18 protein-coding genes are annotated in these 14,650 nt (G+C 45.6%); 3 read left to right on the forward strand and 15 right to left on the reverse strand.

Features of this window, described 5'->3' with window-relative positions:
- Window positions 1–10 precede the first annotated feature (10 nt).
- From ccmI to ICN41_RS02610, 10 genes are all read right to left on the reverse strand, one after another.
- Window positions 11–1,204 (reverse strand): c-type cytochrome biogenesis protein CcmI, encoded by a 1,194-nt coding sequence (gene ccmI / locus ICN41_RS02565; RefSeq protein ID WP_216291222.1) that lies wholly within the window; start codon window positions 1,202–1,204, stop codon window positions 11–13.
- Window positions 1,197–1,673, reverse strand: a complete 477-nt coding sequence (locus ICN41_RS02570) for a cytochrome c-type biogenesis protein (protein WP_216291223.1) — start codon at window positions 1,671–1,673, stop codon at window positions 1,197–1,199. The genes ccmI and ICN41_RS02570 overlap by 8 nt, the downstream gene beginning before the upstream one ends.
- A complete protein-coding gene (locus ICN41_RS02575; RefSeq protein ID WP_216291224.1) occupies window positions 1,670–2,200 on the reverse strand; it encodes a DsbE family thiol:disulfide interchange protein in 531 nt (176 codons plus the stop codon). Before ICN41_RS02575 ends, ICN41_RS02570 begins: the two co-directional genes overlap by 4 nt.
- On the reverse strand, window positions 2,197–4,116 hold the full coding sequence (locus tag ICN41_RS02580; protein ID WP_216291225.1) for a heme lyase CcmF/NrfE family subunit: 1,920 nt from the start codon (window positions 4,114–4,116) through the stop codon (window positions 2,197–2,199). The genes ICN41_RS02575 and ICN41_RS02580 overlap by 4 nt, the downstream gene beginning before the upstream one ends.
- Window positions 4,113–4,547: a cytochrome c maturation protein CcmE gene (gene ccmE / locus ICN41_RS02585; RefSeq protein WP_216291226.1), complete on the reverse strand. Its 435-nt coding sequence runs from the start codon at window positions 4,545–4,547 to the stop codon at window positions 4,113–4,115. Before ccmE ends, ICN41_RS02580 begins: the two co-directional genes overlap by 4 nt.
- On the reverse strand, window positions 4,544–4,732 hold the full coding sequence (gene ccmD, locus ICN41_RS02590) for a heme exporter protein CcmD (RefSeq protein ID WP_216291227.1): 189 nt from the start codon (window positions 4,730–4,732) through the stop codon (window positions 4,544–4,546). Before ccmD ends, ccmE begins: the two co-directional genes overlap by 4 nt.
- The gene (locus ICN41_RS02595) at window positions 4,732–5,508 is read right to left on the reverse strand and encodes a heme ABC transporter permease (protein WP_216291228.1); all 777 of its coding nucleotides are present in this window, start codon (window positions 5,506–5,508) and stop codon (window positions 4,732–4,734) included. Before ICN41_RS02595 ends, ccmD begins: the two co-directional genes overlap by 1 nt.
- Window positions 5,505–6,170 (reverse strand): heme exporter protein CcmB, encoded by a 666-nt coding sequence (gene ccmB, locus ICN41_RS02600; protein ID WP_216291229.1) that lies wholly within the window; start codon window positions 6,168–6,170, stop codon window positions 5,505–5,507. The genes ICN41_RS02595 and ccmB overlap by 4 nt, the downstream gene beginning before the upstream one ends.
- Entirely contained in the window at window positions 6,167–6,814 is a 648-nt protein-coding gene (gene ccmA, locus ICN41_RS02605) for a cytochrome c biogenesis heme-transporting ATPase CcmA (RefSeq protein ID WP_216291230.1), read from the reverse strand. The genes ccmB and ccmA overlap by 4 nt, the downstream gene beginning before the upstream one ends.
- A gap of 188 nt (window positions 6,815–7,002) precedes the next feature.
- Window positions 7,003–8,022 carry a tripartite tricarboxylate transporter substrate binding protein gene (locus tag ICN41_RS02610; RefSeq protein ID WP_216291231.1) on the reverse strand — a complete coding sequence of 340 codons (1,020 nt, stop codon included), beginning with the start codon at window positions 8,020–8,022 and terminating at the stop codon, window positions 7,003–7,005.
- A gap of 148 nt (window positions 8,023–8,170) precedes the next feature.
- On the opposite strand from ICN41_RS02610, the gene araD reads away from it, so the two are divergent.
- Window positions 8,171–9,910 (forward strand): L-arabinonate dehydratase, encoded by a 1,740-nt coding sequence (araD, locus tag ICN41_RS02615; protein WP_216291232.1) that lies wholly within the window; start codon window positions 8,171–8,173, stop codon window positions 9,908–9,910.
- A 65-nt stretch (window positions 9,911–9,975) separates the two neighbouring features.
- Here the strand turns inward: araD and ICN41_RS02620 are convergent, their stop codons facing one another.
- The 4 genes from ICN41_RS02620 to ICN41_RS02635 form a co-directional block, all read right to left on the reverse strand.
- On the reverse strand, window positions 9,976–10,386 hold the full coding sequence (locus ICN41_RS02620) for a carboxypeptidase-like regulatory domain-containing protein (RefSeq protein WP_216291233.1): 411 nt from the start codon (window positions 10,384–10,386) through the stop codon (window positions 9,976–9,978).
- 78 nt (window positions 10,387–10,464) lie between these two features.
- Entirely contained in the window at window positions 10,465–11,445 is a 981-nt protein-coding gene (locus ICN41_RS02625; protein WP_216291234.1) for a zinc-binding dehydrogenase, read from the reverse strand.
- Between the two features lie 106 nt (window positions 11,446–11,551).
- Window positions 11,552–12,100: a DUF3833 domain-containing protein gene (locus ICN41_RS02630; RefSeq protein WP_216291235.1), complete on the reverse strand. Its 549-nt coding sequence runs from the start codon at window positions 12,098–12,100 to the stop codon at window positions 11,552–11,554.
- 3 nt (window positions 12,101–12,103) lie between these two features.
- Window positions 12,104–12,649 (reverse strand): chalcone isomerase family protein, encoded by a 546-nt coding sequence (locus ICN41_RS02635; RefSeq protein WP_216291236.1) that lies wholly within the window; start codon window positions 12,647–12,649, stop codon window positions 12,104–12,106.
- Between the two features lie 106 nt (window positions 12,650–12,755).
- Here ICN41_RS02635 and ICN41_RS02640 point away from each other — a divergent pair, with 106 nt between their 5' ends.
- Together ICN41_RS02640 and ICN41_RS02645 are read left to right on the forward strand one after the other, a co-directional pair.
- Complete coding sequence (locus ICN41_RS02640) at window positions 12,756–13,130, forward strand: DUF2237 family protein (RefSeq protein ID WP_216291237.1); 375 nt, start codon at window positions 12,756–12,758, stop codon at window positions 13,128–13,130.
- A complete protein-coding gene (locus ICN41_RS02645; protein WP_216291238.1) occupies window positions 13,127–14,026 on the forward strand; it encodes a histone deacetylase in 900 nt (299 codons plus the stop codon). The genes ICN41_RS02640 and ICN41_RS02645 overlap by 4 nt, the downstream gene beginning before the upstream one ends.
- Here the strand turns inward: ICN41_RS02645 and ICN41_RS02650 are convergent.
- On the reverse strand, window positions 14,023–14,562 hold the full coding sequence (locus ICN41_RS02650; protein ID WP_216291239.1) for a phasin family protein: 540 nt from the start codon (window positions 14,560–14,562) through the stop codon (window positions 14,023–14,025). The genes ICN41_RS02645 and ICN41_RS02650 overlap by 4 nt on opposite strands.
- Window positions 14,563–14,650 lie beyond the last annotated feature (88 nt).

The following is a 14,650-nucleotide window of genomic DNA, read 5'->3' on the forward strand; positions in this document are numbered from 1 at the left end:
AGCGCCAAGCTTATTGGCGTACTTGATCCACCAGTAGTCGAACATTTTCTGTGCCGACTTGAATGGTTTTGGCTGTAGAAATCAAATCTCCAGGCTCAGGCTTAGCCATGCCTGTTTTGGAAATCCTCACCTCTACAGAAACCTCTTTTAACTTCGATAAAGGAGCACTAGGGTTCATAGCCAATGCATCATTTAGAATAAAGCGCATCGGGAATTGCGCTACAGAGGTCTTGAGTACAGCAACCGGCATACGCTCGCCTACTTGTCGAGCGATCACGAGCACAGTGTCACCCTCTTTGACCTTAGATTGGAGATCACTGGATAAGGCAATCTGACCACTAATGACTTTTCCAGCAGCAGCTGCTACTGGAGCTTTAGCCACCATACCGCCCTTGGATCGCGCCTCAGCGATGGATGCCTCAATGCCCTTAAGCTCCTCAGAGTTTGGAGGTAATTGAGTAGCAAGCTTTTCCCAAGCTTGAACTGCAGACCGATAATTACCAGAGCTAAATGCCGCAGTCCCAGACAACCAAAGTGCCATCAAATTATTAGGATCTAATTTCAAGGCCTGATTAATCAGGCTCAACGGTTTGCCGCTAAAGCTACCATTGGCATTAGATGCAAGCGCATCAGCGTAATCCGCCAATAACTGGGGATCGCTGTCAATAAAATTGCCGGCACGTGCATAAGCTTTAGCCGCATCTTCATTGCGCCCTAAGACACGATAAGAACGCGCAAGCATTGTCCAACCTTTTAGATTGCTTGGATCTTTTTCCATCTTGTCAGCAAACTCGGCCACCATCTTCTCAACACCTTCTTGAGTCATTGGCTGATCACTATTCATCTGAGCAACTTGAGTGACATCACCAAAATAAAAATACATTCCAGAGGAAAGGAGTGTGACAAACGCAAAAAGTGCAATGGCTGTTTTCTTAGTGGACCCTAAAGTAGCGCGATCATCTTCTTCGCTGGTATCTTGAAAGAGGCGCTGACGCATCTCTGCATGAGAAATCTCGTAGTCTTCCGCTGTAATAAGTCCGGCAGTACGCTCAGCCTCTAATTTATCTAACTCTTCGCGATAGATTGCCGCATTCATTTGACGACGTGAGGTAGCCGGTACCTTTGCCGGAAATAGAAAGGGGCGCAATAGCAATAGCAAAACTAAAGCCAACAACAATATTGCAGGAATGAAAAAATTAGTCATTAAGCCGGTCTTTTCTATCTTGATTCAGCAGCGCATCGATCTTTTGATTATCAGCCTCTGTGAGAATGGTATTAGGCATACTTTGATTTCTACGACGTAAATACATCAGCAAGCCTGCAATACCGATCACCAAAATAATAAATGGGCCAATCCACAGCAACCAGGTAATTGGCTTTACAGGTGGACGATAAAGTACAAAATCCCCATAACGCTCGACCATAAATGTTCTGATTTGATCATCGCTCTTACCTTCTTGTATGAGCTTGCGAATTTCTCTACGAAGGTCATTTGCTAAATCAGATCGTGAACCAGCTAAAGATTCATTCTGGCAAACCAAGCAACGCATCTCTTCAGAGATAGAGATTAGACGCTGCTCCATCACTGGATCTTCAGCAAGTGGGGCTGCATCTTTTGCAAAGGAAGTTCCAAAACAGAGAAGAGCTGCACAGATCAGAAATAAAGACTTCATGATTTCTTAAGCTCGCTGACCAAGGGGTAGATCTTTTGATTTAGGATCCGAGAAGTGATGGGGCCAATATGCTTAAATCGGATCACGCCAGCACGATCAATCACATAGGTTTCAGGAACACCATAGACGCCGTAATCGATACCCACACGTCCATTGGCGTCATAGGCTGAAAGCACATAAGGATTGCCTTGTCTTGCTAGCATCGCCAGAGCATCTTCACGCTTATCTTTGTAATCTAGACCGATCACAGGGGCAACTTGAGATTTAGCAAGTTCCACCAGTACTGGATGCTCTTCCCGACAGGCAACGCACCAAGAGGCCCAGACATTCAAAATCCATACCTGCCCCATCATGGAGGCCGGTGAAAAAGTCTTATTCGATTGCTCTAGTTGGGCAATCTCGAATGCGGGAGCCGCCTTATTAATTAAAGGGGATGGGACTTCATGGGGATCGCGGTTTAATCCAACAGCCAAGAATCCAACTAAAACTACGAATAGTAATAGCGGAATTAAAAACTTGGCCTTCATGATATTTTGCCCTTTAACTTGATGCGATAGCGCTTATCAGAGATAGCCAATACGCCACCTAAAGCCATCAATAGGCAGCCGCCCCAAATCCAATCAACAAACGGTTTGTAGTAAACGCGTACTGCCCAAGATTGGTCGCCAAGTTCTTCGCCTAAGGAAACATAAATATCGCGCGTTAAACCCACATCAATCGCTGCCTCAGTCATCGGCATCGTAGAAGAAAAATAACTCCGCTTTTCTGGATAGAGTATGGCTTCGCTAGCACCATTTTTACTCAGCAAGAAGCTACCGCGCATGGCTGTGTAATTTGGGCCAGGAACCTGCTTAACATCTTGCAGCTGAATTTGATAACCACCAACTTGAACGGTATCTCCAGCTAGCATGCGGACATCTTTTTCTTCTTGATATGCACCTACCATAGTGACACCAATCACAAAGACAGCGATGCCTAAATGCGCTACTTGCATTCCCATAAAGGAGCGAGTTGGCTTGCCAGTCTTTGCTTGACGAATAATCTGCAAACAACCAGAAGCGATGACCCAAAATGCCAATAAGAACCCGATGCCTGCCAACCAGGTGAACTCACCCATGATGAGCGGAATGGTAATGCCAGCAAGGACCGCCACCACACCTGCAAGCCATAAACGCTTGAGTACTGCAATTAAATCTGTTTGCTTCCAACTGGCCCAAGGTCCAATACCCATTAATACCAGCAAAGGAATCATGATGGGCACAAACACCGCATTAAAGTAAGGAGGCCCTACAGAAATCTTACCTAAGTGCAATGCATCGATTAAAAGTGGATACAAGGTCCCCAACAATACAGAGCCAGCTGAAACTACCAGAAAGACATTTCCAAGCAAGATCAAGGTCTCGCGTGAGCTCAAACTAAATTTGCCACCCATCGTGCTTTTTGGAGCGCGCCATGCATAAAGAGCTAAGGATGATCCCACCACCAAAGAAAGGAAGATCAGAATAAAAATTCCGCGTTTTGGATCGGTAGCAAAAGCGTGTACTGATGTCAGCACACCAGAACGCACCAAGAACGTTCCCAAGAGCGATAAAGAGAAAGCAGTGATAGCAAGCAACACGGTCCAACTTTTAAATCCGCCGCGCTTTTCTGTAACCGCCAAGGAGTGCAAAAGTGCTGTGCCTACCAACCAAGGAATAAATGAAGCATTCTCCACAGGATCCCAAAACCACCAACCACCCCAACCCAATTCGTAATAAGCCCACCAAGAACCTAGAGCTATACCCAGCGTTAAAAAGATCCAAGCTGCTGTTGTCCAAGGACGTGACCAGCGCGCCCATGCAGCATCTAAACGACCCGATAGCAAGGAAGCAATTGCAAATGCAAATGCAACGGAGAAGCCAACATACCCCATGTACAGCATGGGCGGATGAAAGACTAGACCTGGATCTTGCAGCAAAGGATTTAATGAGCGGCCATCAACTGCAGCAGGCAACAATCTCGTAAACGGATTAGAGGTAGCGATGACAAATAGGAGCAATCCACTAGTAACTAAACCTAAAACGCCAATGACTCGGGCTACCATAAACTCATCAAGTGCTTTGGATAATTGGGCAACCAAAATAGTCCAAGTGCTCAGTAAAAAAACCCAGAGTAAAAGTGATCCCTCATGACCACCCCAGACAGCGCCTAATCGATAAACAACAGGCATCTGCGAGTTGGAATGCTCCGCTACATAGAGTACTGAGAAATCATTACTATAAAAACTCCACGTCAAAGTCACAAATGCAACAGCCAGCAAGAAGAAGACGGTTTGTGCTGCTGGCCTCGCCAAGACCAACCATTCGCGACGACCCTGGTGAGCCCCTACTAGCGGCAGCACCCCCTGGATCAGCGCAATACACAGCGCTAAAATTAAAGCGTAATGACCAAACTCAGGAATCATTTAGCACTTCCATTTTTTTGAGCTTGCTCTAATGCATGCTTAGCTTCTGGTGGCATGTAATTTTCATCATGCTTAGCCAAAACTTCACTGGCAATAAATTCGCCTTTGCTATCAATGCGGCCTTGAATGACCGCGCCCTTACCCTCTTTAAATAAGTCTGGAAGAATACCTGTATAGGCAACCGGAATATCCTTTGCCATATCGGTAATCACAAAGTGAACTGTCAAGCCATCCCGTTTGACAGAACCCTCTTTGACCATTCCGCCAATCCGAAATGCTTGGCCCTTGGGCGCCTTACCTGCAGCAACATCACTGGGAGTGACATAAAGAGCAATATTGCTATTGAGCGCATTCAAAATCAACAACGCTGCAACGCTAATGACTGCTATGGCGGCTACGATGAGTAATGCGCGCTTATGTCTTGGCTTCACTGACTACCTTTTTTATCAAATTGCTCCGCTAATACTTGTTGCTTTAGACGACGCACTACCAGTTTATTGCGAGCACGAATGACTATGGGCTCTAATAAAAGAACAAGAGCACACACACCAAAGCTGCTCCATACATATAGAGCATAACCACCCATAGCAAAAAATTCTGAGGGACTATTCCACATTAACTATTGACCTCTTTTAATTGTCTCACCCAATCCGAATGGGCCTCACGCTCTAGAATGAGGGTGCGAACACGCATCAAACTTACCGCAATCGAATACATCCAAAAGCAGAGTGCCATTAAAAGCATGCCCCAAAGCATCGTCTGTGCCATCGCTGGCGCCTTGGTCAAGGAAACTGATGCACCCTGATGTAAGGTATTCCACCATTTCACAGAAAAATAAATAATCGGCACATTCACAGCGCCTACCAATGCCAAGATTGCACCGGCTTTATCAGCTCTTCGTGGATTATCAATAGCAGCTTGCAGCGCAATAAATCCTAAATAGAGAAACAATAAAATTAATTCCGAAGTAAGACGAGCATCCCACACCCACCATGTACCCCACATTGGCTTACCCCAAAATGCACCAGTCCATAAAGATAAGAAAGCCATCCATGCACCTATAGGTGCAAGTGCTTGCGCCATCATGGCAGAAAGACGCGTATTAAATATCAACCCAAGACCAGCCCAGGCAGCCATCACTAAATAGATAAACATGGACATCCATGAAGCGGGGACATGTACAAAGATGATGCGATATCCCTGCCCCTGAACTGCATCCACGGGCGCAACAAAAAAACTGATCCATAAACCAGCTATGCCAAAGATTGCTGAGAGCACCCAAAAGATTGGGATGAGCTTACCCGCCACTGGATAAAAAGTGCTTGGGCTGGATAACTTAAACCAGTTAATCCAGCGAGTATTAGAAGCAGAAATAGTATTTACTTGGCTCATTCGATTGCAATCTTTAGGGCTGCAGCACTTACCCAAGGTACAAATGCTAAAGCCAAAATCAATAAGGCGCCCAACAATGAAAAATGGCCTGAGATATCGAGGCCCACGCTATTGGCATAAACCGCTCCGGCACCAAAGATCAATACTGGGATATAGAGAGGCAAAATCAATAAACTCATCAAGACGCTGCCACCCCGAACCCCCAGCGTCAGAGCTGCTCCAATAGAGCCTAACAAGGACAGTACAGGGGTTCCCAGCAATAAGCTTCCCATTAATACGTACAAAGAACTGGCATCCAAGTCAAACTGAATACCGATAATGGGGGCTAATAAAACCAGGGGTAAACCACTGACTAGCCAATGTGCTGTGACTTTCCCAGCAACTAAAAGCACTAAAGACTGTGGGGTTAAGAGCAGCTGCTCCAGTGCCCCATCTAAGTAGTCAGCTGCAAACATTCTCTGCAAACCTAGCAGGGTAGAAAGCAGTGCCGCTACCCAGAGCACTCCAGGGGCAATCTTACGCAACAAGGCAGCATCAGCACCAATTCCTAATGGGAAAAGACTCGTCACTACGACAAAGAAAAAAAGTGCCGTGAGGACCTCGCTCTTACGACGCATAACCAACAGTAAATCGCGATGGATGATGGCAAAGAAAGCACTCATAAGTCCAAGACCCTCACATGAGGAATCTGAATGTCTTGGTGACTGGTTAACACTACTAAGCCACCAGCACCAAGATGTTCAGCAATCAGATCTTGTAAATCCTGAACTGCATTCACATCGAGCGCGTTAAAAGGCTCATCTAATATCCATAACTTGGCTTGGCGACTTGCCATGCGCGCCATTAATACTCGCCGCTTCTGTCCCGCAGACAAATATTGCACTGGGAGATCTTCACGACCACGCAAGCCAAATCGCCACAAAGTAGCGAGCGCTTGTGCTTGCGTCAAGTCAACATTGTCGAGTGCTGCATACATTTCAAGATTTTCGAGAGCCGTGAGATCCTCTTTCAGAGCATCACGATGTCCCAGAAATAAAAGATCTCGGTGGTATTGCACGGGATCCTTTGCAATCGAATCCTGCTTCCATAAGATTTCACCAGACTCAGGTTTTGATAGCCCTGTGAGAAGTCGCAATAAACTGGTTTTACCAACTCCGTTAGGGCCACGCACATGGAGACACTCACCAGATTTCACTTGGAGGTGTAGATCAGAAAATAGTTGACGTTCGCCACGCACACAGCTCAAGGCACGTGCCTGGAGCACAAAGTCAGATTTGCTGGAGGTAGCAGAAGTAGTGGCTGTCATGAGGAATCGTAGGCTTGAATCAAACCACCCTTGGCATTGTCCAAGACCCTAAAGGGACTGTCAAACCAAGCAGAATGGATTTTTAAGAATATTCTCTTTTAATTCAAATGCTTATAGAATTATAAACCCTGCTCATTTAGAAATAAAAAAGCACCCGAAGGTGCTTTTTAGCCAAGAGGAAAGATTTACTACTCCGGCTTGATGCCCGATTTCTTAATCAATGAAACCCATTGATCAATTTCAGCCTTCAGGAAGCTGACATAGGCAGCTGAGCCTGGGGTAGGCACTACAAAGCCTACGGACTCTAAACGCTGTCTCACCTCTGGAGTTTGCAAAGCCTGAACCATAGCAGCCTCTAATTTGTCTAGGACAGGTTTAGGCGTGTTTTTGGGAGCGCTAATGCCAGCCCATGACAGCGCCTGAAATCCTGGGTAACCACTTTCTGCAACAGTGGGTACATTGGGATACAAAGAATTGCGTTGCAAGCTACTGACTGCAATAGGTCTCAACTTACCGGATTGAACATAGGGCAAGGCAGTGTCTTGATTGATAAATATCATCGGGATTTCATTACCCAAAATTGCATTCAGCAGAGGGCCTCCTCCGCGATAAGGAATACCCACCAATGGCAATGGATTGCAATTGACCCTTTTCTTCACATCAGTACAAGTAGCGGTGGCTTGCCTGAGTAGCTCCATCGCCATATGACCAGAAGAGGCATAGGTATAACCGTAATCTAATTTACCGGGATTAGCGCGGGCGAAATCCACAATCTCTTTCAAACTCTTAAAAGGTCTTTCTGGATTGACCACTAAGACATTGGGACCAAAATCAATTAAAGAGATGTGCGCAAAATCTCTTAAAGAGTCATATTTCAAATTCGGATCCAAACCATGGGCCACCGCATTTTGTCCCACGCCTGTCATTACTAAGGTGTAGCCATCAGCGGGGGCTGAAACTGCTCTTTCTGCGCCAACTACGCCACCACCACCAGAGATGTTCTCAATCACGAATGGCTGCTTCAAAATCTTGGTCAATTGCTCGGCTGATATGCGAGCCATGATGTCTGTTGTGCCCCCTGGTGGAAAGGGAACAATAATCTTTACCGTCCTATTGGGGTAATCAGATTGTGCAATTGCTGGGATGCAACATGAAGCAAGCAAACCCCAAACAAGCAATACCCGGGAGAAGAAAGAAAATTTGGTCATTGAATGATCCTTATAAATTAATCTATATCGCTACTGTCTCTAAATGTAAGATTAATTAAGAGCGCAACAGAAAACAAGTACTGATATACCCTTTACCCTGTAGCAAGCACTAAGATAAGAATCTCCATAAACCAAGCCCCAGACTTTTATGCCAAAAAAGACAAAAGAATCCCTTCGCAGTGCACGTTGGTTTGAACCAGATGACCTGCGCTCATTTGGACATCGTTCGCGCGCCATGCAAATGGGCTACGGCCCTGAAGACTGGTCTGGTAAACCAGTGATTGCGATTGTGAACACCTGGTCTGACATCAACCCCTGCCATACACACTTCAAGCAGCGTGTTGAAGATGTGAAACGTGGCGTCTTGCAGGCTGGCGGCTTTCCAATTGAATTGCCTGCGATTTCCTTAGCTGAGCAGTATGTAAAGCCCACAACCATGCTTTATCGCAATATGTTGGCAATGGAAACTGAAGAACTCATTCGCTCACATCCAGTTGATGGTGCGGTACTGATGGGTGGTTGCGACAAAACCACCCCAGGACTTGTGATGGGCGCACTATCTGCTGGCTTACCTTTCATTTATTTGCCAGCTGGCCCTATGCTACGCGGCAATTGGAAGGGCCAGATCTTAGGCTCTGGATCAGATGCTTGGAAATACTGGGATGAACGTCGTGCTGGAAATATTTCAGAAGCGCAATGGCTTGAGGTAGAAGGCGGCATTGCCCGTAGCCATGGAACCTGCATGACGATGGGTACTGCTGCAACCATGATGGGCATTACCGAGGCCCTAGGATTAAGTCTACCCGGCGCTTCGAGCATTCCTGCTGCGGATGCAAGTCATCCTCGTATGGCTGCTGCTTGTGGCAGAAGAATTGTAGAAATGGTTTGGGAGGATCTCACCCCATCACGCATTTTGACTAAGGCCAATTTCATCAACGCGATTGCTGCTGCAATGGCTATGGGCTGCAGCACCAACGCAATTATTCATTTGATTGCAATGTCGAGACGTGCTGGCAAAGATTGCACTGTGAGCTTAGATGATTTTGATGCTGCTAGCAGAAAAGTACCTGTGATCGCAAACATCAGGCCGAGTGGTGACAAATACTTGATGGAAGATTTTTATTACGCGGGCGGTATGCCAGCCATGCTCAAAGAAATGAAACATCATCTTGATCACAAAGCGATGACTGTTACCGGCAAAACCCTTGGTGAAAACATTCAGAATGCTGAGGTGTATAACGCCGATGTCATTCGCTCTCTAGAAAATCCAATATATAAAGAAGGTGCCCTTGCCGTCTTGCGCGGCAATATTGCGCCAGGGGGGGCAGTGATTAAACCCAGTGCTTGCGCAGAAAAATTCCTGAAGCACACCGGGCCAGCCCTGGTGTTTGATAGCTACCCAGAAATGAAGAAGGCCATTGAAGATGAAAACTTGGATGTCACCGAAGATCACATCCTGGTTCTCAGAAATGCTGGCCCTAAGGGAGGCCCTGGTATGCCCGAGTGGGGCATGCTCCCAATTCCATTCAAGCTAGTGAAACAAGGTGTCAGGGATATGTTGCGTCTTTCAGATGCCCGTATGAGTGGTACTAGTTATGGCGCGTGTATTTTGCATGCCTCCCCTGAATCCTATATTGGGGGACCACTTGCATTAGTCAAAACTGGTGACCTCATCACAGTAGATGTTGATGCCAGAAAAATTCAGCTCGAGATTAGCGATGAAGAATTAGCTGCTAGAAAAGCAAAATGGGTAGCGCCTGCGCCAAAATACGAACGGGGCTATGGCTGGATGTTCAGCCGTCATATTTTGCAAGCTGAAGAAGGTTGTGACTTTGATTTTCTTGAGACTAGTTTTGGTGCCCCAGTACCAGAGCCTGATATTTTCTAATGCGAGTTACAGAGTAAAAAAGCCCCTGAATTTCTGCAGGGGCTTTTTTATTTCAACCCATTAGATTATTTCCAGAATATGGAAATCTTTTGGGACTGCCCTGCCTTTACTGAAATACTTCTCTTTTGCTCTACACCTTGATAGCTAGCCTGAATTGCATAGTCGCCTGCAGTCAGATTAATAAGCATGTAAGGACCTTCTGCTTTAGCATCAAAAACCACTGCATTTTGAGCATTCAGTATTTTGATTTGACTACCAAAAATCCACACTCCTCTACCATTTTCAAGCTGTGAGAGTTCCAACAAAACTGGCCATTGTTTAGCCTCAGTCAAGATAGCCGTTGACTCTTCTTCACCTACACCACCGGTGATATAGGAAATACCTTGTGAGTACTGAGTTTGTGGAATTTGTGCCCAAACCGAGGAGCCTGACAACAAACAAAGAACCAGAGCAAGAGAGCGAATAAGTGTTTTCATGAGTCCATATTACATCTAGAACTTGCAATAAAAAAGCCCCGCATACACGGGGCTTCGAAAGGTGAACTACGAAGTAAGTTAAGGGATCATCACGATAGCGCCCGAAACCTTTCTTCCCTCTGCTGCCCGATGTGCATCGGCAGCCTGCTCTAAAGAAAATTGAGCACCAATTTGGACCTTGACTTGCCCCTTAGCAATGGCATCAAACACTGCTTTAGCGTTCTCCTGCAATAGAGCATGAGTTGCGTTATGCGGGAATACAGATGGTCTGGTTAGAAATAAACAGCCCTTCTTGTTCAAGATTTCAGGCTGAATCTCCGGTGCTGGCCCAGAAGCCGCACCAAATAGAGCTACCGTACCAAATGGAGCAGTGCAATCTAAGGAGCCTAAGAAGGTTGTTTTGGCAACAGAGTCGTAAACCACATTCGCCTTCTTACCGCCAGTTGCCTTCAGAAACTCTTCAACCCAATTTGGATTGGAGTAATCGATCACGGCATCGCAACCAGCCTCTTTAGCTGCGGCAAACTTAGCCGGGGAGCCAACGGTTCCCACGACAAAGGCACCCAAGGCTTTTGCCCAACCTGCCAAAATTTGACCAACTCCGCCCGCTGCTGCATGGACTAAAACAACATCACCTGCTTTAACCTTATATGTCTTTTGCACAAGGTATTGCGCTGTCATTGCTTTGAAAAACACTGCAGCGGCCACTTCATCAGAAACATTATCAGGTACTGGCACCAATTTATCTGCAGCCACATTGCGCGCACTAGCATATGCGCCAATACCAGCGTTCATATACATGACACGATCGCCAATCTTCAGACCAGTAACACCCTCACCGATAGCCTGTACCACACCCACTGCCTCATGACCAAGACCAGTAGGCAGCTCGAGTGGATATACACCAGAGCGCTGATACACATCAATAAAGTTAAATCCAATGGCAGTCTGACGAAGTTGTACTTCACCTTTTGCTGGCGCGGGCAACTCTTTATCAATGAGTTTGATTACGTCGGCACTGCCTAATTCAGAAAGACTAACGACTCGAGCTGTTGTCACATGTCACCTTATGATTTTTTATTAGAAATTGTGCAGTTGGCAAAGACTACAGCCTTGCTCAGACTGCCCCGCAGGGGAAAGTGTGACATAAATTGATGACTTCTGTTTAGCGCTTATAGAAACTGAGTGTGACTTCGCCTAAATTAATCCCAAACTTGCTCATCTGAGCCTTATTAATCATGACCTTTGGAGTCACGAGATACATCCAATCATCAAACTGGACGTTATAAATAGTTCCGTCTACTGGCAAAGCCAAGGTATAGGCCCAATTTAGGGCATTACCTGCTGACTCTCCCAAAGCATCCCCTACAACATCATCAGCCCTGCCTACATATTTGCCTGGAGCAACTTCAGTCAACTTCCAAATTCTTTTTTGCTTGGTGCCATCAGAGTACTCAAAGCTTTCGTCTAAGACTCCCACTTTCTTGCCATCAACCATAGTCCAGTTCGCCTGAATCAAGACAGTGAATCTCTTCACTACTGCGCCACTGCGATCTGTAAAAATACCGTAGGCATCAATCGTCCCCGAGAAATACTCACTTAAATCTAAAACTGGTTTCTCATTGGCGTATTGAGAAATCTTTGGACCAGAACAAGCGCTCAGCAACACGCTCGTCAGTACCAACAAAGCTAATTTATATACATTCAGTTTCATCGCTTAACAACCTTCGCTAATGAGTGGGGGCGGACAATTTTGTCCAAGAAGTTCGCTACGTAATTTCGGCGCACTGGTTTTGGGATCGAGCCATATGCTAAAAAAGGCTTTAGAAAAATCTGCTCCTCTAACCTGGGCAATCTGTTTACCATCAAAGTAAAACAGTGTGCCTTGTTTGGGGGTGTAGATTGCAGTTAAGGCTTGACCCGATTCCACATTAGGCAAAAAGCTTGCCAACTCTTTACCCCACAGAACAGCTTGCATATCTGGTATGCCAAGCTTCTTCATCTCTTCAGTGGTTCGATTAGCAATTGATATTCCAGTGAAGGACTTTTGATATCGCAGGTCCAGGGCAAATTCCGGAGAATTGAGATTGCCAGCGCGATACAGAGTGGCGTCGTACACATCAAGACCCCACCAAGTCAGTTTTCCAGCGCCTTGCAGTCTAGCGGAACCAAACGCATTATTAATATGAGTTGCATCACGAGCAAAGCTCGTCGAGCTAAGCAAACTTAACAGTACAACAAGAGATAGCAGAAATTGTTTCATAGTCTTCCAAGGGGGCATATCTAACATTGAGCTACCCATACTCCGCATTCAGCAAGTTTAAGCTTATTTCAATAAACTGGTATCTATTACTCAGAAGAGGGCTTTTATGCAAAATGATGTAGCACTAAATGTATTGGGGCAACCCTTAGTTCCCTGCTCCTTTGAGCCACTAACAGGATTTTTTCGGGATGGCTGCTGTAAAACTAATGAAGAAGATAGCGGAAGCCATTTAGTTTGCGCAGTAGTAAGCGATGAGTTTCTGCAATTTAGCCTTGCTAAAGGCAATGACCTGATCACACCTAGACCTGAATACCGCTTTCCTGGTTTGCTTGCGGGTGATCAATGGTGTCTTTGCATTAATCGCTGGGTTGAAGCAGCCCAAGCAGACTGTGCGCCCCTCATTAAACTCGAAAGCACCAATATCAAAGCACTTGAGGTTGTGCCTTTGAATGTATTAGAGCAATACTCGATTCAAGAGTGAAAGCGTTCTATACCGACCATTTTGTTTTGCCGCTGCCAAGCGGTCATCGCTTTCCAATGGAAAAGTATTCCAAACTCCGGAACTTAGTTGGCGCGTTAGATGGCATTGAACTTGTTGAGGCGCCTGCAGCGAGTGATACTCAAATTCTGTATGCCCATGATCCTCAATACCTGATCAACATCATTCAAGGTAATTTAAGCCCAAAGGAACAAAGAGAGATCGGCTTTCCCTGGAGCGAGAGGATGGTGGAACGATCCCGCAGATCTGCAGGAGCGACAGTAGCTGCATGTAAAGCCGCGATGTCTGAAGGAATAGCAGTCAATTTAGCAGGTGGCACACATCATGCTTATCGAGATATGGGCTCTGGCTTTTGCGTCTTTAATGACTCCGCTATTGCAGCAAGAGCCCTACAGAAAGAAGTGAGCTCTAAATTGAAAATTGCGATTATTGATTTGGATGTTCATCAGGGCAATGGCACCGCATCTATTCTGCAACAGGATTCATCTATTTTTACCCTCTCGATTCATGGTGAGAACAATTTTCCTTTTCAAAAAGAAGTAAGTGATCTCGACTTTGGATTGGCTGATGAGTGTGAAGATCAAACCTATCTAAAGGCCCTAGAAAATTGCCTAGATCAATTAGATAGGAGATTTCGGCCTGATAGCCTGATTTTTCTGGCAGGGGCAGATCCACATGAAGGCGATCGTCTTGGGCGATTGAAGATTAGTAGCGCAGGAATGCGACTCAGAGATGAGACTGTTCTGCAATACGCTCTTAATAGAAATTTGCCAATCGCACTATCGATGGCGGGCGGCTATGGTAAAGAAATCGAATCGACTGTACAGATTCATTTTCAAACCATCAAAACCGCCCTGGAATTTCAGAATAAGTACTAAGAACTCTTTTCGCTATTAGAGTGCTTAGCAACACCCTCTACACTCTTTTCAAAATTCGAGAATGAGTCAGCCATCGCTGCTCGAATCAATTCAAAGTTTTGTAGTGCAGTATTAAATGAGGTCTTAAATACTGACACATATGCCTCACTTCCCGCAGGCGCGTTATTAGTGGCATGGTTTACAAAGTGAATGAGATCCGCTTTGGATTCTTCAATCATGGATTCAGCAATATCAGCCAATTCCTTGTTACCCTGATTGAGAACTTTGAGGAGCTTCTGGTGATATTGAGAGACTTCTTTAGCATCATCTTGTAATACCTCTGCATGCACATAATCAAATGCACTCCGAGGATCCTGAGTTTTCATTAATTCAGCAACCCGTTTTTGCACCAAAATAGCCAACTCTTGAGCAGCCTGTTGATTAATTTGGTTGATAGCTTGCGCGCTTTCCATGGCAACCGTGTTAGCCTCTTTCGTGGCTCTTATCAGCTTTTCCTGCCCCGGAAGGGCGTTTACATCAAATGGACTCTTGGCCATATAAGCTCCTTGTTCATGAATACTGATACCAATCTACTCTCGTTTTTAATGCTTGCCATAGAGAAATACCAGTAGAAGCATGATTTAC

This window comes from Polynucleobacter sp. 15G-AUS-farblos (assembly GCF_018882445.1).
In the GTDB taxonomy this organism is placed as follows: domain Bacteria; phylum Pseudomonadota; class Gammaproteobacteria; order Burkholderiales; family Burkholderiaceae; genus Polynucleobacter.